Below are 22,861 nucleotides of genomic sequence, written 5' to 3' on the forward strand. Positions count from 1 at the left end.
CTGTGCGAGTTAAAGTCGGCAGGCGGGGCGGCCGATAGTTGTTATACGTCGGCGAGCAATTGAGTTTGTATACAAAATTGTATTCAATCTCTGTGTTCAAATAATAATTAGAAGGTAACCTCCATGGGTTTGTGGAAACGCAGCATTCAGTGGCAGCTGATTCTCAGCATGGGCGCAGCCCTGCTCGCCAGTATTCTGATCGTAGTGGGCGTCTACTCGGCGGTGGTCAATCGCCTGACCGAACGCTTTCTGGTTGAAGAGGCTTTGCCGGCCAGGGCACTGGCGATTAGCAACGATCTGGAACGGGTGCTGACTGCACCGATCACCGCCAACGCCGGGATTGCCGCCAATACCTTTATTCAGGACTGGTTGGCCGCCGGCGAAGATGAAGGCCAGCGCGACGCCGTGGCGCGTTACCTAGAGGGCGTGCGTGCACAACAGAACGCCATGACCACCTCGATTGCCGTACTGGACAGTGGCAACTACTTCACCGGTGCGGGCCTGGCTCGGGTGATCAGCCGTGATCAGCCGGAAAACCAGTGGTTCTACAAACTGGTCGACAGCAGCCGCGATCAGGTGCTGGAAATCGATATCGACAAGGGCACGCGCCTGCCCACTTTGTTTATCAACCAGCGCATCAAGCAGGGCGGCAAAACCCTCGGCGTTTCCGGTCTGGGTTTCAGCCTGAAAGCCATGTCGGAGATGATTCGCGATTTTCGTTTTGGCGAGCGCGGTCAGGTGTTTCTGATCGATGCCCAGGGTGATATCAAAGTGCACCCGCAAGCTGAATTGAGCGGCAGTGGTCGTCTTGCTGAGCAGTTTGGCAAGGCTCCGGCTGATGAGTTACTCAGCAGCGGTGGCAAGGCGGTACGTTTCGAGCGTGATGGTGAAACCTATCTGGCGGTGGCACAGAAGCTCTCCAGTCTGGACTGGCTGTTGGTCAGCGAGGTGCCAGAGGCGGAAATCTATGCCGAGGCTCGCCAGGCGCTGCTGATGACCAGCGCTATCGGAGTTGGCGTGGCCTTGCTGTTCCTCGGTTTGGTGGTGCTGCTGGCGCGTGGCCTGGTTCGGCCGATCCGTCAGGTGACCGCTGCACTGGTAGAAATCGGTGGTGGCGGTGGTGATTTGACCCGTCGTCTGGATGAGTCTCGCGAAGATGAGTTGGGTGATCTGGCCCGCGGCTTCAACCGTTTTATTGGCGGTCAGCGCAACCTGATCAGTGATGTACTGGCGACCAGCGAACGCTTGCGTGCCTCAGTCAGCCAGGTGGCGCAGGTCGTCGACAATACCGCCGGGCGCTCTAGCCAGCAGCAGGATATGACCGATATGGTCGCCACTGCGGTGCACGAGATGGGCCTGACCGTGCAGGAAATCGCGCGTAACGCCAGCAGCGCTGCGCAATCATCGCAAAGTGCACGAGACGAGGCGCAAGGCGCGCGCAATGAGGTACGCCAATCCATCGGGCATATCGAGAGCATGTCCACTGATATTGGTAATGCCGCTACAGCAGTGAGTGAGCTGGCCGAGCAGGTGGCATCGATCGATCAGGTGCTGGCGGTGATCCGCGGTATATCCGAGCAGACCAACCTGCTGGCGCTGAACGCGGCCATCGAAGCGGCGCGCGCTGGCGAGATGGGTCGTGGCTTTGCCGTGGTGGCCGACGAAGTGCGTACCCTGGCCAGTCGCACGCAAAGCTCGACCGATGAAATCCAGCAGATGATTCAGCGCCTTAAACAGGGCGCGGAAACGGCCGTAAGCTCTATGCATGCCGGCCAACGGGCCACGGGCACTGGCGTCGAGGCCAGTCAGCGTACGGGGCAGTCGCTTAGCGCGATTACCGAGCAGATTGAGCGCATCAGCGATATGAATACTCAGGTGGCCACCGCCACCGAGGAGCAGTCCTCGGTGACGGAGGAGATCAACCGCAATGTGCAAGGCATTGCCGACCTGGCCCATGCCACCGCCGGTGAGGTACAGGTGTGTAAAGAGGATTGTCAGGCCCTACGCGGCCTGGCCGATGATCTGGCTAAACAGATGGGCAACTTCCGTTTGTAAACCCAGCCGGGCGACAGCCCCTGCTGTCGCCTGCGTCAGGCCAGTTCGATGCGATTACGCCCGGCGCTTTTGGCCTGGTAGAGGGCATTGTCAACCCGTTTGAAGAAGGCATCGGCACTGCCGTCGCGCAGCATGTCGTAACAGCCTACGCCCAGGCTTGCGGTCAGTGGCAAGGTCGCCCCAGGCACATGGAAACCTTCACGTTCCAGCTCCAGGCGAAACTGCTCGGCTAGCAGGCGCGCCTGAGCCAGTGGGGTATTGGGCATCAGAACGCCGAACTCCTCGCCACCCAGGCGCAGTAGAGCGTCGCTGTCGCGGCGGAAGTTCTGGCGCATGCGTTCGGCAAAATCGCTCAGGCAATGATCACCGCAGCTATGCCCATATTGGTCATTGATCCGCTTGAAAAAATCGATATCCAGCAGCACCAGGGATAAGGGTTGGCTCTGTCGCTGAGCGTTGGCCACCATCACCGGGAACAGGCTGTTGAACTGATAACGGTTACCCAGCTGGGTCAGGCTATCGGTACGGCTGAGGTGTTCGAGGCGTTCCTGCTGATCGAGCAATTGCAGCTCCAGTGCCAGGGTGTTGTGGTACTCGCGGTGGCTGCGGTTGAGCGCCAGCAAGAGGTAGCTCAGGTAGAAGCTCAAGGTGATCAGGATGGCGTACTGCTCGCGCCAGTCAACGGCTAGGCTGACCAAACCTGGCAGGTAGATCAGCAACAGGGCAAGTATTGCCCGCTTCTTGCGCATGGCGAAATTGAAGGTCAGGGCGGTGCTGAAGGCGATGGTGCTGAGTGTGGCAATAATCGCCGAACTGCTGAACAGCGGACTCTTTTGTGCCAGAGCATGGGCCAAACCCCAGCTCAGTGCGGTCACCAGAATCAGGCCCCAGTGCAGGTTTAACCAGCGGTTCAGCGACGCACTGGTCTGCTCTTGCGGCAAATGGTGCAGCACGCGCAAGGCCAGCAGCAGAGCAAAAATGGCAATGCCGAGTACACCAGGCAGCACCAGTGCGCTTGGGTCATTGCTGAATATCCAGGTGAGTAGCCAAGCCAGCAGATAATAAATACCCCCCAGCGGTGAGCGGATTCGCGTGTCCTGTGCTTCGCGCCAGAGGGCGAAGGCGTGTGGCTGGCGGGGTACTTGGGCTTCAGTCATAGCCTGTGATCACAAATAATGACTTTTTTGCAGCATAACCCTTTGCTTTTGAAAAAGCTGTCAGATTGCTATCGCGCCCCTGTGGGCTAAAACCATAGGACGGGTTTACAGCTTTTGCGACCTGCATGCGGTATTGCCAGGTGTGGAGGTGGTGGTGATGAATAGATGCAGTTGTTGGGCGGTGTTGTATATGTTTTTGGCTTTGAACAGCCAGGCATCGACCTTCCCTGAGCGGCCGCTGACTATGATCATTGGCTATGGCGCTGGTGGCAGCACCGATATCCAGGGGCGGGTGCTGGCCGACGTGCTGGCGGAGCAATTGGGGCAGCCAGTCAGGGTGAACAACCTGCCTGGTGCCGGTGGGGCGGTGGCGGCAGCCATGCTGGCCAGTAGCGCCGAGCAGGGCTACGTCTTCCAATACGGTATTTCTTCGACCATCAGCTTTTCCCCATTGCTAGCGCCGACCTCATACGACCTCGACAGCTTCACCTATGTAGCCGGCCTGTCACTGGATCAATCAGCCTATGTCACGGGCGGGCAGAGCGGTTTTACCGACTGGCCGAGCCTGCTCCAGCACCTGCGTGATAACCCTGGCCAGGTGTATGTCACGCAAACCGCCGAGGACCGCTTGCTGACCCGTGCCATTGCCAAACGCGAGGGGTTGCAACTGCGCATTGTGCCCACCTCTGGCGGTGCGGGCATGGCCCCGCTGGTGATTTCCGGCGAGGTGTTCTTTGCCTACAGCGGTGGCACCCATACCGGCTATACCGAGTCGGGACAGATGCGAGTGCTGGCCAGTCTGGCCGAAGAGCGTCTGCTGGGCTATCCCGATGCACCAACCCTGCGCGAACTGGGCTATGACCTGGCCTTGCATGCGGTGCGAATTGTCACTGTGCCGGCCGACACGCCGGCGGAACAGGTGAGCATCCTGTTCAATGCTCTGGCGGCGGCGGTACGTGATCCGCGCTTTATCGAGGTGACCGAAACACGCATACGCCAGCCTATTCGCTTTATGCCGGGCGGTGAGGTCAAGGCCATGCTGAATCAACAGATGCAGGCTTATCGGCAATTGATCGAGGAGGTCGGTGCTCAGTAAGCGCCTGGCTGATGGGCGCGCAAGTTGCATCGCCTGGCGTACTGATCGCGCACCGACGGGCCTGCGGGTTGTTGACCGATGTAAGGGCTGCGGGGTGCGCCAAAAAGGTGCCGGCCAATACCCCGGCCGAGCAGGTTGAGATACTGGCCGACGCCCTGGCGGTCGCGGCCAAGGACCCGCGCTTTATCGAAGTCACCGAGCAACGTATTCGCCAACCAGTGCTGTTTATGCGCGGCGATGAGATCAAGCCTATGCTGGTTAGGCAGATGCACGAGTACCGAACACTGATCGATGACATCGGATTGCAGTAAGCACCGACAGGGATTAGCTGACTGTGTTGTGACCCTGAGGCGCGGATGCAGATGAGTAGTCGCAAGAATCACATGCCGAAAGCGGCACGTTGGGAGCTGAAGTTCTCGACGCGGATTGCCTTGCTGTTTGGCATGCTCGGCATGGTGGCGATCACGGTGGTGATGGTTTATGCGCTGCGCACGGCCGAGGCCAACCTGCAAAGTGAAATCCGCAATAGCCTGGCGCAATACCAGCGCACCACCGTCAGCCTGATCAATAACCGTCTGCAGCTGCTTGAGGTGTATCTGCACAGCGCCTCGGCGCGGCGCACCGTCAGCGCCTTGTCTGAGCAGGTTATGCCGGTTGAGAAAATCGCCGAAGACGTGGCCTTTATGTTTCAGGACGCCAATATCGATGCGCGCCTGGAGGTGTTCTTCCTGCTTGATCCGACCGGCAGGCTGGTGATGGATGCCGGCCTGCCGCTGCATGACATCAAGCCGCTGGTGGCGTCGTTGCGCTCGCCGATTCACTACGCCCACGGCTGGACGCTGGTGCAGTCCGGGGCGCAGAGCGCCTTGATCAAGGCCACGCCGATCTTCGATCCGGCCACCGTGCAGTTGCGTGGCTATCTGTTCGTCGGCCTGGCCCTGGGCCAGAATCGGGCGTTTATCGGCGAGCTGAGTGCCAGTACCAAGCTCGACTTGCTAGTGCTCGGACACGCCCAGCAGCCGCTGGTCTGGCAGGGCGACAGCGAGCTTGCTCTCACTGGTGATATAGCCCTGGATGATCTGGCGCGCGATGGCCAGGGGCTCTATGTGCAGCGGTTTCCTATCAGCCTGGCGGGTGTCGAAGAGCCGTTCTGGCTGGTGCTGGGGGTTTCCGACAGCCGCTTTGCTTCGATCTACGACAGCTACCTGCAATCGTTTCTAATCCTCAGTGGCGGCTTTCTACTGCTGTTGCTGGCGGCAGCCTGGCTGCTGCGCATCAGCCATGATCGGGCGATCAACCAGTTGCTCGGCTTTATCGAAGCCACTCAGGCCGGCAGCCGGGGGCTGCGCTTTCAACCGACCGGCATCTATGAATACAACCGCGTTGGCGTGGCGATGCAGCACATGGTGGAGGATTTGCACGTCGCTGCCACGGTGTTCGAATCGGCCGAAGGCATGGTGGTCACCGATGCCGAGCATGTGGTGCTGCGCGCCAACCCGGCGTTCACCCGCATGACCGGCTACAGCGAACGTGAGGTGGTCGGCAGCACCCTGGATTACATGCTGGCGCAGGGCAGTTTCGACATCGTGCGTGATGCCATGCTCGCCGCGTTGGCGCATGACGGCGCCTGGCAGGGGGAAATGCCCGGGCGGCGCAAGAATGGCCAGGAATACCCGCAGTGGGTGAGCATTGCCGCGGTGCGCTGCGGCGTCGATGGGCAGCTGATCAACTACGTGATCACCCTGACCGATACCACCCAGCGCAAAGCCGCCGAGCAGCGCATCGAACAGTTGGCCTATTACGATCCGCTGACCCATCTACCCAACCGCCGTTTGCAACGCGAGCGCCTGGAGTACGCCTTGCTGGCCAGCCAGGACAGCGAGCAGCGCGGGGCGGTGCTGTTTATCGACCTGGACGATTTCAAGACGCTGAACGATGCCCGTGGCCACGATATTGGCGACCAGCTGTTGCAGCAGGTCGCCGAGCGCCTGACCAGCTGCGTGCGGCAAAGCGACAGCGTAGCGCGCATCGGCGGTGATGAGTTTGTCATCCTGCTGGAAAACCTCGGGCAGGAGCCGGTGCATGCGGCGCAGCAGGCCGAGGCGATTGCCAGCAAGATTCTGCTGGCCTTGCGGCAGCCGTTTCGCATGGGCGAGATTGAGCATTTCAGTACCCTGAGTATCGGCATCGCCATGTTCAACGGCACCGGCGAACCCTTGGATGACCTGCTGAAACAGGCTGACCTGGCCATGTACCAGGCCAAGGCGCAGGGGCGTAACACCTGCTGTTTCTTTGAACCACAGATGCAGCTGCGGGTGGTGCAGCGCGCCAGCCTGGAAAGTGACCTGCGCCAGGGGCTGCTGAAAAGCGAGTTTGTGCTCTATTACCAGGCGCAGATCGATCAGCGTGAGGGGTTGCAGGGCGCGGAAGTGCTGCTGCGTTGGCAGCACCCGGAGCGCGGCCTATTGGCACCGGGGGAAATCATTCCGGTGGCCGAGGGCAGCGGTCTGATTCTGCCGTTGGGCGAATGGGTGCTGGAAACTGCCTGCGCGACTCTGGCGCAGTGGGGGCGACGGGCGCAAACCCGGCACCTCAGTCTGTCGGTGAATGTCAGTACCAAGCAGCTGCAACAGGCTGATTTTGTCGAGCAGGTGTTGCATATCGTGCAGCGCAGCGGCTGCGACCCGAGCCGGCTAAAGCTGGAAATTACCGAGAGCATGCTGCTCGATGGTCGCGCGGCGGTGATCGCCAAAATGGCCCGACTCAAGGCTCACGGTGTGCGCTTTTCCCTGGACGACTTCGGTACCGGCTACTCGTCGCTGTCCTACCTCAAGACCCTGCCGCTGGATCAGCTGAAGATCGACCGTTCGTTTGTCTGCGACCTGTTGAGCGACCCGCTGGATGCCGATATTGCCCGCACCATCGTCTCGCTGGCCCACGCGCTGAAACTTGACGTGATTGCCGAAGGGGTGGAAACCCTGGAGCAGTCCGAGCGCCTGAGCAGCTTTGGCTGCACGCGCTTTCAGGGTTATTACTTTGGCCGGCCGGTGCCGCTGGAGCAGTTGTTTGCAGGGCAGCCGGTCAACGCCAGCTAGGCGATTGGAAGCGGCCGCCCATTGCGCAATACCTAGCGCAGAATCAGCAGCGCGCTGTTGCTGGTGCGCAGTAGGGTACTGGTGGTGCTGCCGACCAGGAACTGGCGAATCCGCGAGTGGCCATAGGCGCCCATGGCCAATAGATCAATGCCTTGTTCGAGCTGGTAGGCGTGCAGGGTGGGTTCCACCTCTCCGGCGCGAATCGCCAGATACACTGCGCTGGCCGAACCTTGCACGACACGTTCAGCGGCCTTGAGTTGTTCCCAGGCATCGCTGGACTCCGCGCCGATCATCACCAGATGGCACGGCAGGCCTTTAAGCAGTGGGCTGGCGGCGATCATTTCCAGGCTCTTGCGCGCCGTGGCGCTGCCGTCATAGGCCAGCATGTAGCTCTGCGGGGCCTTGAACTCGCCGCAGCTGACCAGAATCGGCCGGTGCAGGGTGCGGATAACGTTTTCCAGATGGCTGCCCAGCAACTGGCTAAGGTTGTCGCTGGTCTTGCCCTGACGGCCGATCACCAGCAGGCGGATATCGGCTTCCAGCTCGTGCAGGCAGTCCACTAGATCACCATGGCGCTGACGCAGCTGCGCCGGCTCCACGGCATCGGCCTGCACCCGCTCGCGGGCCGCTTCGAGCATCAGCCGGCCTTGTTCCATGGCCAGTTTGTGCCGCTGCTGATCAAGATTGGCCAGCTCTTCGAGCAGGTGCTCGCGGCTGCCCAAACCAATAGCGCCAGACAGGTTCGCTTGGGCGGGGTACTGAACCTCATCCAGCACATGCAGCAGGGTCAGCGGCGCGCTCAGGCGCTGGCTGGCCCAGGCGGCGTAGTCGCACACTGCGCGGGTGGATTGCGAGCCATCAATGCATGCCATTACTTGGGTCATTGTTGTTCTCCTTGATTAGAGAGGATTTAGAAACGTAGCGAGCGATGGTCAGGCGAAATCAGCCGTAAAAGCGGAGTGTACGAGTCGTACATGAGCATTTTGAGACGCCGTGTCTCGGGCTGATTTCAACGCGGTATGGCCGAGCGCAGTCGTTTGTAAACCCCTCTTAGTGGCCGGACAGCAGGTCAGTGGCGTTCTCTTTATCGTGTACCCCGAAGCGGTCGACGATGGTGGCGCTGGCCTGATTCAGGCCCAGCACTTCGACCTCTGTGCCCTCACGGCGCAGTTTGATCACCACCTTGTCCAGAGCGGCCACGGCGGTGATATCCCAGAAGTGCGCGCGCGACAGGTCAATGGTGACCTTGCTCACGGCTTCTTTGAAATCAAAGGCGGCGATGAACTTGTCGGCGGAGCTGAAGAACAGCTGGCCGATGACTGTGTAGGTGCGCTGCTTACCCTCGCTGTCCGCTTCGGAGTTGATATAGAGGAAGTGGCCGATCTTGTTGGCGAAGAACATCGCTGCCAATAGCACGCCGACGAATACACCGTAAGCCAGGTTGTGGGTATAGACGGTGACCGCCACGGTGGCGAGCATGACGATATTGGTGGAAAGCGGGTATTTCTTCAGGTTGCGCAGCGAATCCCAGCTGAAGGTGCCGATCGATACCATGATCATCACTGCCACCAGCGCGGCCATGGGGATCTGGCTAACCCAGTCGGACAAGAACACCACCATCAGCAGCAACACCACGCCGGCCACCAGGCACGACAGGCGACCTCGACCGCCGGATTTCACGTTGATCACCGACTGGCCGATCATCGCGCAGCCGGCCATGCCGCCGAGCAGGCCGGAGGCGATATTGGCCACGCCCTGGCCTTTGCATTCGCGGTTCTTGTCGCTGTTGGTGTCGGTCAGGTCATCGATGATGGTCGCGGTCATCATCGATTCCAGCAGGCCAACCAAGGCCAGCGCGGCGGCGTAGGGGAAGATGATGCCCAGGGTTTCCAGGTTCAGCGGCACATCCGGCCAGAGGAAGATCGGCAGGGTGTCCGGCAACTCGCCCATGTCGCCGACGGTGCGGATATCCAGGCCGAAATACATGGCTACTGCGGTCATCGACAGGATGCACACCAGCGGCGAGGGGATCACCTGGCCCAGCTTCGGCACATAGGGGAACAGGTAGATGATGCCCAGGCCGGCGGCGCACATGGCGTAGACCTGCCAGGTGACGTTGGTCAGCTCCGGTAGCTGCGCCATAAAGATCAGGATCGCCAGGGCGTTGACGAAACCGGTGACCACCGAGCGCGAGACGAAACGCATCAGCGAGCCCAGCTTCAGGTAGCCGGCGCCGATCTGCAGCACACCGGTCAACAGCGTCGCTGCCAGCAGGTATTCCAGGCCGTGGTTTTTCACCAGGGTGACCATGACCAGAGCCATGGCCCCGGTGGCCGCGCTGATCATGCCTGGGCGGCCGCCGACAAAGGCGATCACTACGGCGATACAGAAGGAGGCATACAGACCGACCTTGGGATCGACGCCGGCGATGATCGAGAAGGCAATGGCTTCCGGGATCAGCGCTAGCGCGACCACCAGACCGGCGAGCACATCGCCGCGTATGTTAAAGAACCAAGTGTTTTTCAGACGTTGCAGCATGGTCAATTCCAAAAGCTAAGGCGCGGCGGCAGCCTAATAAGCACAGCAGCCCCGGACGATGAGTCGGGCACAAGGCGGATGGCTATAGGCAGGGTAGGCAAGGCGCAGGGTAAAAACGCCGCGCACTTTAGCACAGCAGGCCCGCGCCCATGGCGCTGGGCGCTAGGCGGCTAGCCGCGGCGGATCAGCCAGATACCAGCGGCGATCAGCAGCAGGCCACCGATCTTGCCGGCCGTGATCGGCGCTTCACGAAAGCCGGCCCAGCCGAAATGATCCAGGGTCAAGGCCATGCTCAGCTGTCCGGCGATCACTAGGACCATAAACAGCACGGCGCCGACGCGCGGTCCGGCAAAGGCAGCGGTGGCGATAAACATCACCCCGAGCAAGCCGCCACTCCAGTGCCACCAGGTCAGGCCTTTCAATGCGCCGAGGCTGGGGAACTCGCGTTGTGCCAATACCAGAATCAGCAGTGCCAGGGTGCCGACGGTAAAGGACACCAGAGCGGCGGCCAGCACGCTGGACACCTGCTTGGCCAGTTGCCCGTTGATCCCTGCCTGCAACGGCAGGCAGGCGCCAGCAACGAAGGGCAGAGCCATCAACCACCAGATCGGGGCAGGCATGGGCGGTATCTCCAGGCGGGCAGGGCGGGCGATTATGCCGCAAATGCGCAGCGCGCCGTCAGCCTTACCAGGGCAAGGTCTGGCCCTGGTAATCGAGAAATGCGCAGGTGCGGCGGTCCAGCTGAGCGGAGATCACCTGATACAGACCGGCTGCACTGTCGAGCACGCTCAGCTGCGCATCCGGGCCGCCCATGGCCGTGCGCACCCAACCCGGATGCAGGGCCAGCAGGCTCCAAGGCAGCTCGGCATAGTGGCTGCTCCAGCTCAGCAGCAGGCTGTTCAGCGCAGCCTTGCTGGCACCGTACAGCGGCATGTCGAGGGCGTGGTTAAGCTGCAGGCTGGCCATCTGCGAGCTGATAAAGGCAATCACGCCACCCGTTTCGATACGTCCTGCCAACTGTTGGGCCAGGCTGATAGGGGCAATTGCATTGGCGAGAAACAGCTGGCCGATTTCCGCACTGCTGGCCTGGCGCGGGTCCTGGTGCTGCGGGCCATAGACGCCGGCATTGAACAGGGCGCAGGTCAGGTGTTGATCGCCCAGGGCCTGGTCAATCAACTGGCCGGCCTCGCGCTGCTCCAGGTCGCACTCAATCAGCTGCAGGCTTTGGCCATGCTGCGTGGCCAAAGCCTGTAGTTCGTTGCTGCCCGTCAGGTTGCGGCTGACCGCGTGCACCTGCCAGCCCGTCTGCACAAAGGCCTGGGTAAGACCCAGGCCAATGCCGCGTGAGGCGCCGGTGATCAGGATGCTGCGGCTTACGGCCACTGCATCTCACCCTTGAGTACCTTGGCGCTCAGCTCCAGGCTGCTGGCGTCGAGCAGGTCCGGGTACTTGGCCTGCATGGCATCAATAAGTGCCTGGCTGTCCTTGGCCTTGGGCAGGGCCGCTTCCAGGTCATTGAGGTAGTTGCGGGTAAAGCGCAGGTCATCCAGGTTGAGCTTGGGCTGGCCCATAAAGTGCCCAGGTACCAGGGTTTTCGGTTGCAACGCTTCCAGCTGATCCAGGGACTTGAGCCAGGCCTGACGCGCTTGCGGCGTTTGCGCATCGGCAATCCAGGGGTGGATGTTGGCGTAGGTGAGTACGCCGCCGACTACCGCCTTGATACTCGGAATCCACAGGCTGGTGTGCTTGGGATCATGGCCGATCAACTCGATGCGCTGACCTTCCAGGCTCAGGTGGTCACCTTGCAGGGCTTGCGGCACCAGGGTACGGGCTGGCGCGCTGTCCTTGAGGATCGGGCCCCAGTAAGCCAGCTTCGGTTCGCGGCTTTTTTCGATATAAGCGATGGTCTGTGGCGTGGCCAGGATCTTGGCTTTGGGGAAGGCACGGGTCAGGGTGTCCAGGCCGAAGTAGAAGTCCGGGTCGCCGTGGCTGATAAAGATGGTGGTCAGGTTTTTGCCGCTGGCTTGAATGCGCTCGACCAGCTCCTGCGCTTCTCGGGTGGAGAACTGCGCATCAACCAGAATGACATCGCGTTCGCCGCTGATCAGCGTCGAGGTCACGGGGAAGATCGCCTTGTCGCCTGGGTTATAGACATCCAGGGTCAGTGGCTGGGCAATCGCGGTGGTGGCAAGGGTAAGCAGGCTGGCGCTGGTGAGCAGGCTGCGCAAGTGGTTGAGGATCGACATGCTGATCTCCTGTTGAGTAAGTGAGGCGATCTTAGTTGCTTTAAATCGATCAAAAAGCCCCATAATCTGCGCAAGTTTGTTGCTTTAAATGGACTAATCATGGATCGCCTGACGGCTACGCGGGTATTTGTCGAAGTGGTGGAGCGCGGCAGCCAGACTGCCGCCGCCGAAGCGCTGGAAATGTCGCGGGCGATGGTCTCGCGCTACCTTGGCGAGCTGGAGACCTGGGTCGGTGCGCGTCTGCTGCATCGCACCACGCGCAAGCTGAGCCTGACCGGTGCCGGCGAGCAGCTGCTGGGGCAATGCCGCGAGATGTTGGCCATGGCTGACGCCATGCAGAGCGTTAGCCGTACGGATGAGGCTGCGCCGCGCGGCACCTTGCGCATCGCCTGCAGCCAGTCGCTGGCTCAGACTTGGCTGGTGCATGCGCTGGATGACTTTATCCGTCTGTATCCGCAGGTCAGCGTCGATCTGCTGGTGGGCAGTCAGACGGTTAATCTGGTGGAGGCACGTATTGACCTGGCCTTACGTATCACCAATCAGCTCGACCCCAATCTGATCGCCCGGCAGTTGGCGGTGTGCCGTTCGGTGGTGTGCGCGACACCGGCGTATCTGGCCAAGCACGGTACGCCGCAGCAGCCCGAGGAGTTGGCGCAGCACAACTGCCTGAGTTATGCCTATTTTGGCCGCAGCATCTGGGAGTTCAGCCGCGCTGGTGAGCCACATGCTGTGGCAGTCAGTGGCAACCTCAGCGCCAATGAATCCATGGTGCTGCTGGAGGCCGTATTGGCCGATATCGGCATCAGCCTGCAGCCACGCTATTCGGTCAGCGCGCATCTGCGCTCCGGGGCGCTGGTGCAGTTGTTGCCCGATTACGAGCCGCAACAGTTAGGTATCCACGCCCTTTATGGCTCGCGTCGACAGATGCCGCCGGCGCTGCGGGTGCTGCTTGATTTTCTGATCGAGCGACTGGCCGATCGGCCAGATTGGGATTTGTAAGCCGGCTACAGGGTTTTACTGAACTGGATCAGCGCCACACGTTGGCCCTTTGGATCGCGGCGTTCGACCACGTCACTGAGCGCATAGCCCAGTTTTGGGTAGAGCAACAGACCGGCGCTGTTGGCGTTAAAGCACGATACCTGCATGCGCTTGGCGTGGTAATGCTCGCGCGCCAGCTGTTCCATCACGGCCACCAGATAATGCGCTACGCCGTGGCCACGGGCCCAGGGTGCGACCATCAGGTTGCCGAGGGCACAGTGGTCGTCGTAATGCCACTGGTAGAAGTTGGCAAAGCCGGCCACCCGGCCATCGAACAGCACCACGGTGCTGTCGCGGCGTTCGGCCATGGCGGCGGCCAGTTGACCGATGCTTAGCGGCCAGTTGGCCTTGGGGTAGCAGAAAAACAGCTCGTCAGTGCTCTGTGGAAAATCGACGATTTCGGCCAGGTCAGCCGCCGCAGCCGGACGATGACTGAGGTGTGGGGGCGGGGTCATGCAACATCCTTATCGGGCGGTCGCGGGTCGGTATCGGTGTGCCGCAGCGGAGCGTAAACCGATACTTAGCGCGGCGGATACTGGCTTAGCACCTCGGCCACAGTACTGCGTATTGCTGCCTCGCGCTCGCTGGGGCTGGGTTGGCGGCTGCGCAGCACCTGTTCGGCACTGCCGCGCCAGACCAGCTTGCCGTCTTTGCCGTCGAGCAGGTCGATTTGCAGGGTGGAGACCTGATAGTCCAGGGTGCGGGTTTCCACAAAACTCGGGCCGCCCCAGAAACCGCCGCGCCATGGGTCGCCCCAGGCGCCGCCAACCTGGGTGCTGACCTGCTGCTGGCGGTTGTCGACGATCATCCACACCTGCACCTTGAGATCGCCTGTGCTGTTCGCTGGCGCGGGGCGCAAGCCGCGCTGGTCGAGCTGCTCGCTGACCGCGCTGCGAATGCGCTGGCCGGTGAGGTCGCTGTTGAGGCGCGGGTCATCGGGTTTGTATTGCACGGCCGGCTCCTGCCAGCTCCAACTGCGGTAGGCGGCAAAGTCCCGATTGGGGTCGAAGTCGCGTTCCAGCAGCGGCGTCTGGCAGGCGCTGAGGACCAGCAGCAGAGGCAGTAATAGCAGTGATGCACGCATGGGTGCTCTCCTCGGGTTCAGCAATCAGTGTGGCGGGTACGCCGCCAGGGCCTGTTGTACCGCGTTGCGCAGCGCTGCGGCGCGCTCACTCTGGCTACCGCTGCTAAGGGCCTCGGCGTGGCCGCTCCAGATCGGTTGGCCATCCTGGCCGTCGAACAGTTCGATGCGCACCACCATGACTTCTTCGGTATAGCTGCGCACCAGCGGCGCGCTGCCCCACATCCCGTAGTTATCGCCATAACGACTATGACCGTAATGGCTGCCATAGCGTTCGGTGACCTGGCGCAGGCGTTGCTCCAGGCTCAGCTCGGCGCTGACCTTGAGGTCGCTGGTTTTGCCGGCGCGATGCGGGCGCAGGCCGCGTTGGTCGAGGGCATTGCTCAAGGCTTCCTGCACCTGTTCGGAACTGGCCCAGGCGCTGCCAGTCGGTAGCTGCTGCCAGCTCCAGGTGCGGTAGCTGCCATAGTCGCGCGGCGCGGCGGGGTAGGCGCTGCGATCCAGTTGCTGGGGCGAGTGAGCAGGTGCCGGCGGCAGCGGTTTGCTGTCGGCGACATAGGGGTTCTGACTCTGACAGGCCGCGAGGGTGGCCAGTAGCAGTAAGGCGCCAAGTCGTTTCATCGCGTTGCATGCCTCCAGTGCGATGGTTGTCAGCGTGGTCGGCAAATCCAGTGCAGATAACGGCCCAGCCCGGCAAAGCTGGGGTGGCGACGGTAAGCCAGTTCCATTTCCAGTAGATCAAGCAGCTCGGCCTTGGCCTGGAAGGGTTGCGGCATATAGTCGTGAAACACCCGCACGCCACTCTGGCTTTCGACCTGCCAATTAGCCTCAAGTTGCGCCGCCAGCTCGCGCGGATCAAGCGGCATCTGTGGGGTCAGGCTCTGTTTTTCCCCGGCGAACTCGGCCTTGCGCAGCTTACGGAAGTGGCCCTTGAGCAGGTTGCGGTAGATCAGCGCGTCCTTGTTGTAGAACGCCAGCGACAGCCAGCCGCCGGGCGCGCACAGCTGGTGCAGCACCGGCAGGATGCTATGCGGCTCGGCCAGCCATTCCAGCACCGCGTGACAGATCACCAGATCAAAGGGTTGCTCGAGCTGGCCGAGCAGGTCCTGCCAGGGCGCCTGGATAAAGGTGGCCTGCTGGCCGGCGGCAGCAAAGCGCTCGCGAGCGCCATTTAGCATCGGTTCGGCGGGCTCGGTCAGCGTCACCTGATGGCCGCGCTCGGCCAGCCACAGCGACATATGGCCCAGCCCCGCGCCAATATCCAGCACCCGCAGCGGGCGCTCAGGCAGGGCTTCGGCCAGGTCGGCCTGGAGCACGGCCAGGCGAATCGCGCCCTTGGCGCCGCCATAGATCTTCTCGGCAAAGCGCGTGGCCAACTCGTCGAAGTGCCGATCACTCATTGGCTGCGCTCCCGAGAAAGCGCCGTTCGTTGTCGGCCAGCTTGGCGCGCACCACCTGTTCCATATCCAGGCCCAGCTCACCACACAGCAACACCAGATAAAGCACGATATCGCCGATTTCCTGGCCGGCATGGGTGAGCTGTTCGGCCGGCAGTTGGTGTGACTGCGCCTCGGTCAGCCATTGGAAGATTTCCACCAGCTCGGCCATTTCCACGCTGGCGGCCATGGCCAGGTTCTTCGGGCTGTGGAATTGCCGCCAGTCGTTATGGTCACGAATGGCATGCATGCGGGTGGTCAGTTCGGCGAGGTTCATCGGGCGCTCCAGCAAAGAGGCGCATAGCTTCGGGGGTTAATCTGCACTGTGCAAGCGGCTGCCGGGCGGTTACCGGCAGCCGCTTGCTTTATTTCAAGCGAGATTTCACTCGAGCGGTTGCCAGCTGCCGCTCATATGCACCAGCTCATCCTGGCCGAGCAGGCTGAACTGGCCGCTGCTGGCAGGCTCACTGGCCAGCAAGCGCACCTCGGCCGGCAACAGCACCGGTTTCTGGAAGCGCACACTCACTGCATAACCGGCAGCGGGCAGGCGCGGGCCCAGTTCGGCCAGGGCGCGGCCCTTGTTCCACAGGCCATGGGCAATGGCGCGGGGAAAGCCGAACAGCTTGGCCGTGGCGGCAAACAGATGGATCGGGTTGTAGTCCCCAGCGATGCGCGCATAACGGCGGCCGATATCCGCCGGTGCTTGCCAGTGGGCCAGGGTGGTTTGCGCCAGTTCAGTTTCGGCTTCGCGTTCGGCCTGTTTGCCGTCCAGGCGCAGGGCGCGGCAGAGGATGCGGCTATCGCCTTCCCAAAGCAGACCGAGCTGATCGTGCAGCTGGGTGATCAGGCTGAAGGTCGCGCCTTTGTCATGGGGCTGCAGGTCCTGCACCTGCACGCTGACGGTGAACGGCCCCAGGCCGCCGAGCGGGCGCAGCACGCGAATATGGTTTTCCAGGTGCACCAGGCCGAGTAGCGGGAAGGGGAAGCGCTTATCGGTGAGCAACTGCATTTGCAGGGCGAACGCCAGAATATGCGGATAGGGTGCGGGCAGCAGATGATCATCGGCAAAGCCGCAGATCTGCCGGTAGCGCGCCAGATGCTTGGGGTCGACCGTGACCTGACAGCGCACGCCCAGCTCGGGCAGGCTACGGCCGGTCACGCGCCGGCGCAGGGCCGCGCGCAGAAACAGGGCAGGAAGGGCAGGTGGTGCGGGCAGTTCGAGCCAGTCGATGGCCATGGGCAAACTCCTCAGAACGGTGGCAGCAGCTTAGTCGGCCAGCGCCGCCGTGCATTGGCCGCATCGCCTGGCGCTGCGGCAGGCCAGTCAATCGTTTAACAGCATAATTCACGCCTTGAGCGCATGACCTAAAGCTGCCTAAGATGGCCGCGCCTCGCAAACAATAAGAATTTCTCAACATGCGTGACCTGACTGACGATGTGGCGTTGATGCGCCCGGTGATCGACGCCTTGCGTGCCAGTGGTACCGACCCCGATCGCGTGCTGGCTCGCGTTGGCCTTCCGCCGGGTGGCTTGCCTGCCGGGCGTTTCCCCCATGCGGCCCAGGCATTATTCTGGAAAGCCGCCATCGATGAATGCGGCGAAGAGCATGTCGGCCTCTACCTGGCCCAGCATCTGCCGGCATTCCACGGCCTGCTGCTGGAATACCTGTTCCTTTCCAGTGAAACCTTCGGCGAAGGCCTGCGTCATGCCCTGCGCTATGTGCGCCTGCTCTCCGATACCCTGAATGCCAAGCTGGAGGTGCAAGGCGAGCGCGCGGTTCTGGTGCTCGGGCTGATTCCAGGTACGCCACGGCACTTCCCGGAGATGCTCGCTGGCGCGGTGATTCGCCTGTTTGATGCGTTGACCGAAGGCGATTTCACCCCCCATGAAGTGCAGTTTATGCATGCGGAGGGTGCGCCTGCCGAGCGCTATCAGCAGGTCTACGGCTGCCCGGCGCAACTGGGCGGCGAGCGCTACGCACTGGTGTTCAATGCCTCGGTGCTGGACAAGACCTCACGGCATGCCGCGCCAGAACTGCTGCGCATGCATGAATCGCTGGCGCGCCGCCAGTTGGCTGAGGTTGAGCGACTGGATCTGGTGCGCAAGGTGCGCGAATTGATCGGCGAGTTGCTGGTCGACAGCGGTGCCACCCTGGAACAGGTGGCGGCACGGCTGAATATGCCGGCGCGGCGGCTGCGCGAGCGGCTGGCCATGGCCGGGGTGCGCTTCAATGATCTGGTCACTGACTACCGCTGCCGTTTGGCCAAGGACCTGCTGCTCAACACCGACGAGCGCATCGAGGTGATTGTCGAACGCACCGGCTTCTCCGAGCCGAGCACCTTCTACCGCGCCTTTAAACGCTGGGTCGGCGAAACGCCGGTTGAATTTCGCAAGCGCGGGAAAAGTTAAGGGTGGCTACTGGGCGAAATAGGTCGCCCAGAAGTAATAAAGCGTCATCCCGCTGCCCACACTAATCACCAGCAGGCGCAGGAATCTGGCTGGCAAGCGCTGCCCCAGCGCGCCGCCGACATAGCCGCCCAGGGTGGCGCCCACCAACAGAATCGCCAGCTCATACCAACTGACCCGACCTGCGATGATAAAAGTTGCGGTGGCGACGCTGTAGATCACCGCTGAAATCAGGTTCTTCAGGGCGTTGGCGCGGGCCAGCGGATGGCCTTCGATGGAAAACGCAGCCAGTTGCAGAATACCCATGCCGGCGCCGAAGTAACCGCCATAGACCGATACGCCGATATGCGCGGCTAGCGACAGTGGGCTGTGTGGCGGCTGTGCCGCTTCTGCACGGCGCGCGGCCAGCCAGCGGCTGAGCCATGGGCTGGCTGCAAACAAGGCGGTGGCTGCTAGCAGCAGCCAGGGAATCAGCTTGGCGAATACAGCATCGCCGCCAACCAGCAGTAACAGCCCACCCAGCAAACCACCCGCCAGACCGGCCGCCAACAACGGCAGCAGATAACGCCCCAGTGGTCGTAACGAATCCCGCGCCGCCCATGCCCCGGCCAGGCTGGCGGGCCAGAGCGCCACGGCATTGGTGGCGTTGGCCGTCACCGGCGGCAAGCCTGCTGCGAGCAGCGCCGGGAAGGAGAAAAACGTGCCGCCGCCGGCCAGGGCATTCATCCCGCCGGCAGCAAAACCGGCGAGTACCAGCAGCAGAATCTCGGACACAGGCATGGCAACGGCTCGGGCAAAAGGTCAGCAGCTTAACCAGCGTGCGTCGTTGGGCCAAGTCGACCAAGGTCTCTTGCACAGCGCTAGTCAAATAGAAGACATAAAAAAACCGGCTTGTGGCCGGTTTTTAGGGGGTGGGCACTACTTATTTTTGGTAAGCAGCGACCGCCTTGATAATCAGGTTGCGGGCCTCGTCGGCGCCAGCCCAACCTTCAACCTTGACCCATTTGCCTTTTTCGAGATCTTTGTAGTTCTCGAAGAAGTGCTTGATCTGCTCGATAAGCAGCGGGGGCAGGTCGGTGTATTCCTGTACGTCTTTGTACAGCACGCTCAATTTGTCGTGTGGTACGGCAACCAGCTTGGCATCGCCGCCGGCTTCGTCGCTCATCAACAGTACGCCAACTGGACGGGCGCGGATAACTGAGCCAGGAGCCACCGGGTACGGGGTCACGACCAGTACGTCGAGGGGATCACCGTCGTCAGCCAGTGTGTGCGGGATAAAACCGTAGTTGGCCGGGTAGAACATCGGGGTGGCCATGAAGCGGTCGACCATCAGGCAATCGGTGTCGTGGTCGATTTCGTATTTGATCGGCGCGTGGTTGGCCGGGATCTCGATGGCGACGTAGATGTCGTTTGGCAGGTCTTTACCAGCTGGGATCTTGCTGTAGCTCATGGGGCGACTCCCGAGGGGTGGGCCAAAAAAGTGGCGCGATTATAGGCATATTCCCCAGGGGTTGCTACGCCGGGATGCCTAGCCATTGGTCGCGAACTCACTGTCTTCGGTTCTGACCTGATAGTCCGGATTGCTCGCCTGCAACTGCTGCAGGCGAGCCAGCGGGTCCTGCCGATAGAACAGCGCCAGCTGCGCGTACACCGCAGGGAAGGCGCCGGCGAGTAGGTCCGGGGCGCTGAAAAAGTATTCGCTGGTGACGGCGAAGAACTCTGCCGGGTTTTCCGCTGCATAGGGATCGATGGCGGTTTCGGCCTCGGGGTCGGCGTCCAGCTCGGCGTTAAGCTGATCGAAGGCGCTCTGCATGGCTTTGGCCCACTCCTGCACGGCCATAGTGCTGTGCAGCGGCGGCAGGCCGTTGGCGTCGCCGTTAAGCATATCCAGCTTGTGCGCCAGCTCATGGATCACCAGGTTGTAGCCGTCCCAATGGCCGCTGGCCTGCACGCCGGGCCAGGCGAGGATCACCGGGCCTTGCTGCCAAGCTTCGCCGCTGTGCTCGCCATCCCATTCGTGGACCACGCCGCTGGCGTCGCGGTGGCGCTGCGGGCTGACGAAATCATCCGGGTAGAGGACGATTTCATGGAAGCCCTGATACCAGTTGAGGTCGGCCAGGTGCAGCAGCGGTAGCTCGGCTTGCACTGCCAGCAACAGGCGTGCGTGACCATCTAATTCGACGCCGGGCAGGGCGCTGAGGTGTTTGTTATGCAGAAACAGTACGGCGCGTTCGCGCAGGCGCTGCTGTTCGGTGTCATTCAGGCCGTCGAGGATCGGCAGTTGTTGCAGTACGGCCTGCCACTGCGCGCTGCTGACGGGATTACGGGCAAGGATGCGCTGGCGACGCCAGGCGCGGAGCGACCACATGGACTCGGCTCGGACGGTGGAAAGCGCCCACCATAAGCCGGGTGTCAGTGCCGGGCAAGTCGGCACAAAGGCTGCAAAGGCATGCTTATCCGCGACCTGGGAGGGCTGCCAATGTCTATTGAGCGTCTGCATCATCCCACCATAAAACTGCTCTGTGGCCAGGGGCTCGACCTGCCCAGCCAGGCCGCACGGGCCCGCGCGACCTGGCTGCCGGGGCGTGAGGGGCGGCCGCCGGTGTTATTGGTCGCGCTGCTCTGGGCGCGCGAATGCACTGATGTAGTGCGTGCTCTGGATGCGTATCTGGATGGACTGCTGGCCGATTGCTGTTGCACCCCCGGCGGCTGGAGCGAAGCCCAGGCGGCGCGGCAGGTACTGGCGGCGTTCAATCAGCAGCTATTTCATCAGCGCCAGGCCGGGCGCCGCATTGCTCAGCTGAATGCCGGGTTGTTACTGCTGCAGAACGGCGAGGCGCAGTTTCTCCAGGCCGGCGCCATTGGTTTGCGGCGTTATCAAGGCAACACAGCAGCCAGCCTGGCTGGCCGTGATGGCCTGCTGCTGGGCGCGCAGGCTGAGCTGGCGCTGGTGCAACACCGCCTGACCCTGACCCCGGGCGAGCTATTGCTGTTAGCGCCGCAGCCGCTGCTGGATGTGGCGGACCTACGAGGCTTTTCTGGCGCAGGCGGTACCCTGCAGGATGACCCGCTGCCAGAGCTGCTTGCGCCATTGCTGCGGGCACCTGGGGCAGCGGTTCTATTACTGCCGGGCGAGGCTGATAGCGCGCCTGAGCTGGCCCCGCGCAAGCCCTGGCGGATGGTCGTCGATGCGCAGCCGGGCTTGCAGCTGGATGGCTGGGTGCTGCTCTCGGCCTGTCCTTTTGGTCCGCCTGGGCGGGTATTTCGCGCCACTGATCCACGGGGGCGCGAGGCCATGCTGTGGCTGGCCGAACAGGATGCGGATGAAGCCTTCTGGCAACGCGAGTGGGCGTTGCGGCGCAGTCCGGTGGCCAGCCTGGCGCAGGTGATGTCTTCGCATCAGCCGCGCGAGCATGCCTTCTGGTTGTTCGAGCCTGCGGGCAAGGGCATGCGCAGCCTGAACGACTGGGTGGCGGCTCATGGACCGGTCGACGCTTTGACTGTGTTGACCGTGCTTGAGCAATTGATCGCCGCCGTGCGTGGCATGCAGCGGCGTGGCATTCAGGGGCTGTGGCTGGACCCGCGCAATATCCTGCTGGATGACGGCGGCCGGCTACTGTTGCTGCCCGAATATGCCGCGCTGCTGCCTGGCGTGCCACAGCAGACATTGCCTGAACAGGCGGTGCCGCTAGCGCCCGAGGTGCGCGCCGGGCGTACGTTGGATGGCCGCGCCGACCAGTTTGCCCTGGCGGCGCTGGCTTACTGGCTGTTCTGCGGGCGCTGGCCTGAGGTGGCGCAGGTAGATGCCGACGGCAATAGCCGTTATATGCCGCTGGCGCAGTTCAGTGTGCAGGTGCCATTGGGCTGGGACGGTGTGCTGGCGCGGGCTTTGGCGCCCAGGCCGGAGGCGCGCTTTGAGGCGCTGTCGGAGTTTCAGCATGCCTTGCAGCAGCCGTTACTGCATCAGCCGGTATCGGCGCGCCGCACACGGCACTATCGGCAGCGCTGGCACCTGGCGGCGCTGGCTCTGCTGGTGCTGCAACTGGGCGTGGGTTTGTGGCTTAGCCTGGAAGGCTGAGGGGCTGAGCCAGCGGCGCATTGTACGTCGCTGGCTAGGCAGGCTACGGCGCGGTGAAGTCTTCGGTGATCGGCAGGACAAAGCTCTTGAACTCGGTGTCTTCCTTGAAACCGATGGACTCGTAGAGCTTGTGGGCCACCTCGTTATCAACGCTGGAGGCCACGCGTAGGCGCACGGCGTTGGTCTCTTTGGCCATCTGCTTGGCTGTCTGGATCAGGCGGTCGGCCACCAGCTGGCGGCGTGCGTCCTGGCAGACGTAGATGTCGTTGAGAATCCACACGCGCTTGAGCGACAGCGAGGAGAAGCTCGAATAGAGCTGGCAGAAGCCGAGAATCTTCTCTTCATCATCGGCCATGGCCAGGTAGATCACCGATTCCTTGCGGCTGATGCGCTTTTCCAGAAACGCGCGCGAGGAGTCGGGGTAGGGCAGCTGGCCGAAGTGTTCGCGGTAATTGACGAACAGTGGCGTGAGTTGATCCAGATGCTCCAGGGTCGCTTGGACAATGCGCATGGTGAGCCTCTACTTAAAGTCATGTGGATGGCTTCGGCAACACGGCGGCGCTGCCTGCGAACGATCCCGATGCTGCCTAAAGCTTTTGGAAAGTGCAATCCAAACAAGCGTTTGCCCGTAATGC

At 62.1% G+C, this 22,861-nt stretch carries 23 protein-coding genes; 7 read left to right on the forward strand and 16 right to left on the reverse strand.

Annotation, left to right across the window (positions count from 1 at the left end):
* Positions 1–123 precede the first annotated feature (123 nt).
* Positions 124–2,055, forward strand: coding sequence for a methyl-accepting chemotaxis protein (locus AACX99_RS15595; protein ID WP_339413171.1), 1,932 nt, complete (start codon positions 124–126; stop codon positions 2,053–2,055).
* Positions 2,056–2,090: 35 nt separating this feature from the next.
* Here AACX99_RS15595 and AACX99_RS15600 read toward each other — a convergent pair whose 3' ends face one another.
* The gene (locus tag AACX99_RS15600) at positions 2,091–3,212 is read right to left on the reverse strand and encodes a GGDEF domain-containing protein (RefSeq protein ID WP_339413173.1); all 1,122 of its coding nucleotides are present in this window, start codon (positions 3,210–3,212) and stop codon (positions 2,091–2,093) included.
* A gap of 190 nt (positions 3,213–3,402) precedes the next feature.
* Here AACX99_RS15600 and AACX99_RS15605 point away from each other — a divergent pair, with 190 nt between their 5' ends.
* Genes AACX99_RS15605 through AACX99_RS15615 form a run of 3 tightly spaced genes read left to right on the forward strand, consistent with a single transcriptional unit; the run spans position 3,403 to position 7,403 of the window.
* A complete protein-coding gene (locus AACX99_RS15605; RefSeq protein WP_339413174.1) occupies positions 3,403–4,308 on the forward strand; it encodes a tripartite tricarboxylate transporter substrate binding protein in 906 nt (301 codons plus the stop codon).
* A gap of 11 nt (positions 4,309–4,319) precedes the next feature.
* Positions 4,320–4,619, forward strand: coding sequence for a hypothetical protein (locus AACX99_RS15610; protein ID WP_339413175.1), 300 nt, complete (start codon positions 4,320–4,322; stop codon positions 4,617–4,619).
* Positions 4,620–4,670: 51 nt separating this feature from the next.
* Positions 4,671–7,403, forward strand: a complete 2,733-nt coding sequence (locus tag AACX99_RS15615) for an EAL domain-containing protein (protein ID WP_339413176.1) — start codon at positions 4,671–4,673, stop codon at positions 7,401–7,403.
* A gap of 32 nt (positions 7,404–7,435) precedes the next feature.
* On the opposite strand, the gene AACX99_RS15620 is transcribed toward AACX99_RS15615, so the two are convergent.
* The 5 genes from AACX99_RS15620 to AACX99_RS15640 form a co-directional block, all read right to left on the reverse strand.
* Positions 7,436–8,287 (reverse strand): universal stress protein, encoded by an 852-nt coding sequence (locus AACX99_RS15620; protein ID WP_339413177.1) that lies wholly within the window; start codon positions 8,285–8,287, stop codon positions 7,436–7,438.
* A gap of 166 nt (positions 8,288–8,453) precedes the next feature.
* Entirely contained in the window at positions 8,454–9,941 is a 1,488-nt protein-coding gene (locus tag AACX99_RS15625) for a SulP family inorganic anion transporter (RefSeq protein WP_339413179.1), read from the reverse strand.
* A 170-nt stretch (positions 9,942–10,111) separates the two neighbouring features.
* Complete coding sequence (locus AACX99_RS15630; protein ID WP_339413180.1) at positions 10,112–10,561, reverse strand: DMT family transporter; 450 nt, start codon at positions 10,559–10,561, stop codon at positions 10,112–10,114.
* A gap of 64 nt (positions 10,562–10,625) precedes the next feature.
* Positions 10,626–11,324, reverse strand: coding sequence for an SDR family oxidoreductase (locus tag AACX99_RS15635; protein WP_339413182.1), 699 nt, complete (start codon positions 11,322–11,324; stop codon positions 10,626–10,628).
* On the reverse strand, positions 11,315–12,187 hold the full coding sequence (locus AACX99_RS15640; protein ID WP_339413184.1) for an MBL fold metallo-hydrolase: 873 nt from the start codon (positions 12,185–12,187) through the stop codon (positions 11,315–11,317). The genes AACX99_RS15635 and AACX99_RS15640 overlap by 10 nt, the downstream gene beginning before the upstream one ends.
* Positions 12,188–12,286: 99 nt before the next feature.
* Here AACX99_RS15640 and AACX99_RS15645 point away from each other — a divergent pair, with 99 nt between their 5' ends.
* Positions 12,287–13,186, forward strand: coding sequence for a LysR family transcriptional regulator (locus AACX99_RS15645; RefSeq protein ID WP_339413186.1), 900 nt, complete (start codon positions 12,287–12,289; stop codon positions 13,184–13,186).
* Between the two features lie 5 nt (positions 13,187–13,191).
* Here AACX99_RS15645 and AACX99_RS15650 read toward each other — a convergent pair whose 3' ends face one another.
* The 6 genes from AACX99_RS15650 to AACX99_RS15675 form a co-directional block, all read right to left on the reverse strand.
* Positions 13,192–13,680 (reverse strand): GNAT family N-acetyltransferase, encoded by a 489-nt coding sequence (locus tag AACX99_RS15650; RefSeq protein WP_339413187.1) that lies wholly within the window; start codon positions 13,678–13,680, stop codon positions 13,192–13,194.
* Positions 13,681–13,745: 65 nt separating this feature from the next.
* Complete coding sequence (locus tag AACX99_RS15655) at positions 13,746–14,309, reverse strand: DUF4136 domain-containing protein (RefSeq protein ID WP_339413189.1); 564 nt, start codon at positions 14,307–14,309, stop codon at positions 13,746–13,748.
* 24 nt (positions 14,310–14,333) lie between these two features.
* On the reverse strand, positions 14,334–14,927 hold the full coding sequence (locus AACX99_RS15660; RefSeq protein WP_339413191.1) for a DUF4136 domain-containing protein: 594 nt from the start codon (positions 14,925–14,927) through the stop codon (positions 14,334–14,336).
* Positions 14,928–14,956: 29 nt separating this feature from the next.
* On the reverse strand, positions 14,957–15,706 hold the full coding sequence (locus tag AACX99_RS15665; RefSeq protein WP_339413192.1) for a methyltransferase: 750 nt from the start codon (positions 15,704–15,706) through the stop codon (positions 14,957–14,959).
* Positions 15,699–16,019, reverse strand: coding sequence for a nucleotide pyrophosphohydrolase (locus tag AACX99_RS15670; RefSeq protein WP_339413194.1), 321 nt, complete (start codon positions 16,017–16,019; stop codon positions 15,699–15,701). Before AACX99_RS15670 ends, AACX99_RS15665 begins: the two co-directional genes overlap by 8 nt.
* A gap of 105 nt (positions 16,020–16,124) precedes the next feature.
* Positions 16,125–16,979 carry a MaoC/PaaZ C-terminal domain-containing protein gene (locus AACX99_RS15675; RefSeq protein ID WP_339413197.1) on the reverse strand — a complete coding sequence of 285 codons (855 nt, stop codon included), beginning with the start codon at positions 16,977–16,979 and terminating at the stop codon, positions 16,125–16,127.
* Positions 16,980–17,158: 179 nt separating this feature from the next.
* On the opposite strand from AACX99_RS15675, the gene AACX99_RS15680 reads away from it, so the two are divergent.
* Complete coding sequence (locus AACX99_RS15680; protein WP_339413199.1) at positions 17,159–18,151, forward strand: AraC family transcriptional regulator; 993 nt, start codon at positions 17,159–17,161, stop codon at positions 18,149–18,151.
* Between the two features lie 6 nt (positions 18,152–18,157).
* On the opposite strand, the gene AACX99_RS15685 is transcribed toward AACX99_RS15680, so the two are convergent.
* The 3 genes from AACX99_RS15685 to AACX99_RS15695 all read right to left on the reverse strand — a co-directional run bounded on the left by AACX99_RS15685 (position 18,158) and on the right by AACX99_RS15695 (position 20,516).
* Positions 18,158–18,928 (reverse strand): sulfite exporter TauE/SafE family protein, encoded by a 771-nt coding sequence (locus AACX99_RS15685; RefSeq protein ID WP_339413201.1) that lies wholly within the window; start codon positions 18,926–18,928, stop codon positions 18,158–18,160.
* Between the two features lie 142 nt (positions 18,929–19,070).
* A complete protein-coding gene (gene ppa, locus AACX99_RS15690; RefSeq protein WP_305592579.1) occupies positions 19,071–19,598 on the reverse strand; it encodes an inorganic diphosphatase in 528 nt (175 codons plus the stop codon).
* 78 nt (positions 19,599–19,676) lie between these two features.
* On the reverse strand, positions 19,677–20,516 hold the full coding sequence (locus tag AACX99_RS15695; protein ID WP_339413204.1) for a M90 family metallopeptidase: 840 nt from the start codon (positions 20,514–20,516) through the stop codon (positions 19,677–19,679).
* 111 nt (positions 20,517–20,627) lie between these two features.
* Between AACX99_RS15695 and AACX99_RS15700 the strand changes: the two genes are divergently transcribed.
* Positions 20,628–22,226, forward strand: a complete 1,599-nt coding sequence (locus AACX99_RS15700; RefSeq protein ID WP_339413205.1) for a protein kinase — start codon at positions 20,628–20,630, stop codon at positions 22,224–22,226.
* 43 nt (positions 22,227–22,269) lie between these two features.
* On the opposite strand, the gene AACX99_RS15705 is transcribed toward AACX99_RS15700, so the two are convergent.
* Positions 22,270–22,737 carry a GNAT family N-acetyltransferase gene (locus AACX99_RS15705; protein WP_339413207.1) on the reverse strand — a complete coding sequence of 156 codons (468 nt, stop codon included), beginning with the start codon at positions 22,735–22,737 and terminating at the stop codon, positions 22,270–22,272.
* Between the last annotated feature and the right edge of the window lie 124 nt (positions 22,738–22,861).

This window comes from Pseudomonas sp. EA_35y_Pfl2_R5 (assembly GCF_963970805.1).
Lineage (GTDB): Bacteria > Pseudomonadota > Gammaproteobacteria > Pseudomonadales > Pseudomonadaceae > Aquipseudomonas.

Excerpts from the sequence above, each read along its gene's own strand:
- AACX99_RS15685 (WP_339413201.1), bottom strand. The coding sequence starts at position 18,928 with ATGCCTGTGTCCGAGATTCTGCTGCTGGTACTCGCCGGTTTTGCTGCC.
- AACX99_RS15595 (WP_339413171.1), top strand. The coding sequence starts at position 124 with ATGGGTTTGTGGAAACGCAGCATTCAGTGGCAGCTGATTCTCAGCATG.
- AACX99_RS15655 (WP_339413189.1), bottom strand. The coding sequence starts at position 14,309 with ATGCGTGCATCACTGCTATTACTGCCTCTGCTGCTGGTCCTCAGCGCC.
- AACX99_RS15620 (WP_339413177.1), bottom strand. The coding sequence starts at position 8,287 with ATGACCCAAGTAATGGCATGCATTGATGGCTCGCAATCCACCCGCGCA.
- ppa (WP_305592579.1), bottom strand. The coding sequence starts at position 19,598 with ATGAGCTACAGCAAGATCCCAGCTGGTAAAGACCTGCCAAACGACATC.
- AACX99_RS15705 (WP_339413207.1), bottom strand. The coding sequence starts at position 22,737 with ATGCGCATTGTCCAAGCGACCCTGGAGCATCTGGATCAACTCACGCCA.
- AACX99_RS15665 (WP_339413192.1), bottom strand. The coding sequence starts at position 15,706 with ATGAGTGATCGGCACTTCGACGAGTTGGCCACGCGCTTTGCCGAGAAG.
- AACX99_RS15650 (WP_339413187.1), bottom strand. The coding sequence starts at position 13,680 with ATGACCCCGCCCCCACACCTCAGTCATCGTCCGGCTGCGGCGGCTGAC.
- AACX99_RS15630 (WP_339413180.1), bottom strand. The coding sequence starts at position 10,561 with ATGCCTGCCCCGATCTGGTGGTTGATGGCTCTGCCCTTCGTTGCTGGC.
- AACX99_RS15640 (WP_339413184.1), bottom strand. The coding sequence starts at position 12,187 with ATGTCGATCCTCAACCACTTGCGCAGCCTGCTCACCAGCGCCAGCCTG.
- AACX99_RS15605 (WP_339413174.1), top strand. The coding sequence starts at position 3,403 with ATGTTTTTGGCTTTGAACAGCCAGGCATCGACCTTCCCTGAGCGGCCG.
- AACX99_RS15610 (WP_339413175.1), top strand. The coding sequence starts at position 4,320 with ATGGGCGCGCAAGTTGCATCGCCTGGCGTACTGATCGCGCACCGACGG.
- AACX99_RS15695 (WP_339413204.1), bottom strand. The coding sequence starts at position 20,516 with ATGTGGTCGCTCCGCGCCTGGCGTCGCCAGCGCATCCTTGCCCGTAAT.
- AACX99_RS15615 (WP_339413176.1), top strand. The coding sequence starts at position 4,671 with ATGAGTAGTCGCAAGAATCACATGCCGAAAGCGGCACGTTGGGAGCTG.
- AACX99_RS15660 (WP_339413191.1), bottom strand. The coding sequence starts at position 14,927 with ATGAAACGACTTGGCGCCTTACTGCTACTGGCCACCCTCGCGGCCTGT.
- AACX99_RS15700 (WP_339413205.1), top strand. The coding sequence starts at position 20,628 with ATGTCTATTGAGCGTCTGCATCATCCCACCATAAAACTGCTCTGTGGC.
- AACX99_RS15625 (WP_339413179.1), bottom strand. The coding sequence starts at position 9,941 with ATGCTGCAACGTCTGAAAAACACTTGGTTCTTTAACATACGCGGCGAT.
- AACX99_RS15600 (WP_339413173.1), bottom strand. The coding sequence starts at position 3,212 with ATGACTGAAGCCCAAGTACCCCGCCAGCCACACGCCTTCGCCCTCTGG.
- AACX99_RS15670 (WP_339413194.1), bottom strand. The coding sequence starts at position 16,019 with ATGAACCTCGCCGAACTGACCACCCGCATGCATGCCATTCGTGACCAT.
- AACX99_RS15680 (WP_339413199.1), top strand. The coding sequence starts at position 17,159 with ATGCGTGACCTGACTGACGATGTGGCGTTGATGCGCCCGGTGATCGAC.
- AACX99_RS15675 (WP_339413197.1), bottom strand. The coding sequence starts at position 16,979 with ATGGCCATCGACTGGCTCGAACTGCCCGCACCACCTGCCCTTCCTGCC.
- AACX99_RS15645 (WP_339413186.1), top strand. The coding sequence starts at position 12,287 with ATGGATCGCCTGACGGCTACGCGGGTATTTGTCGAAGTGGTGGAGCGC.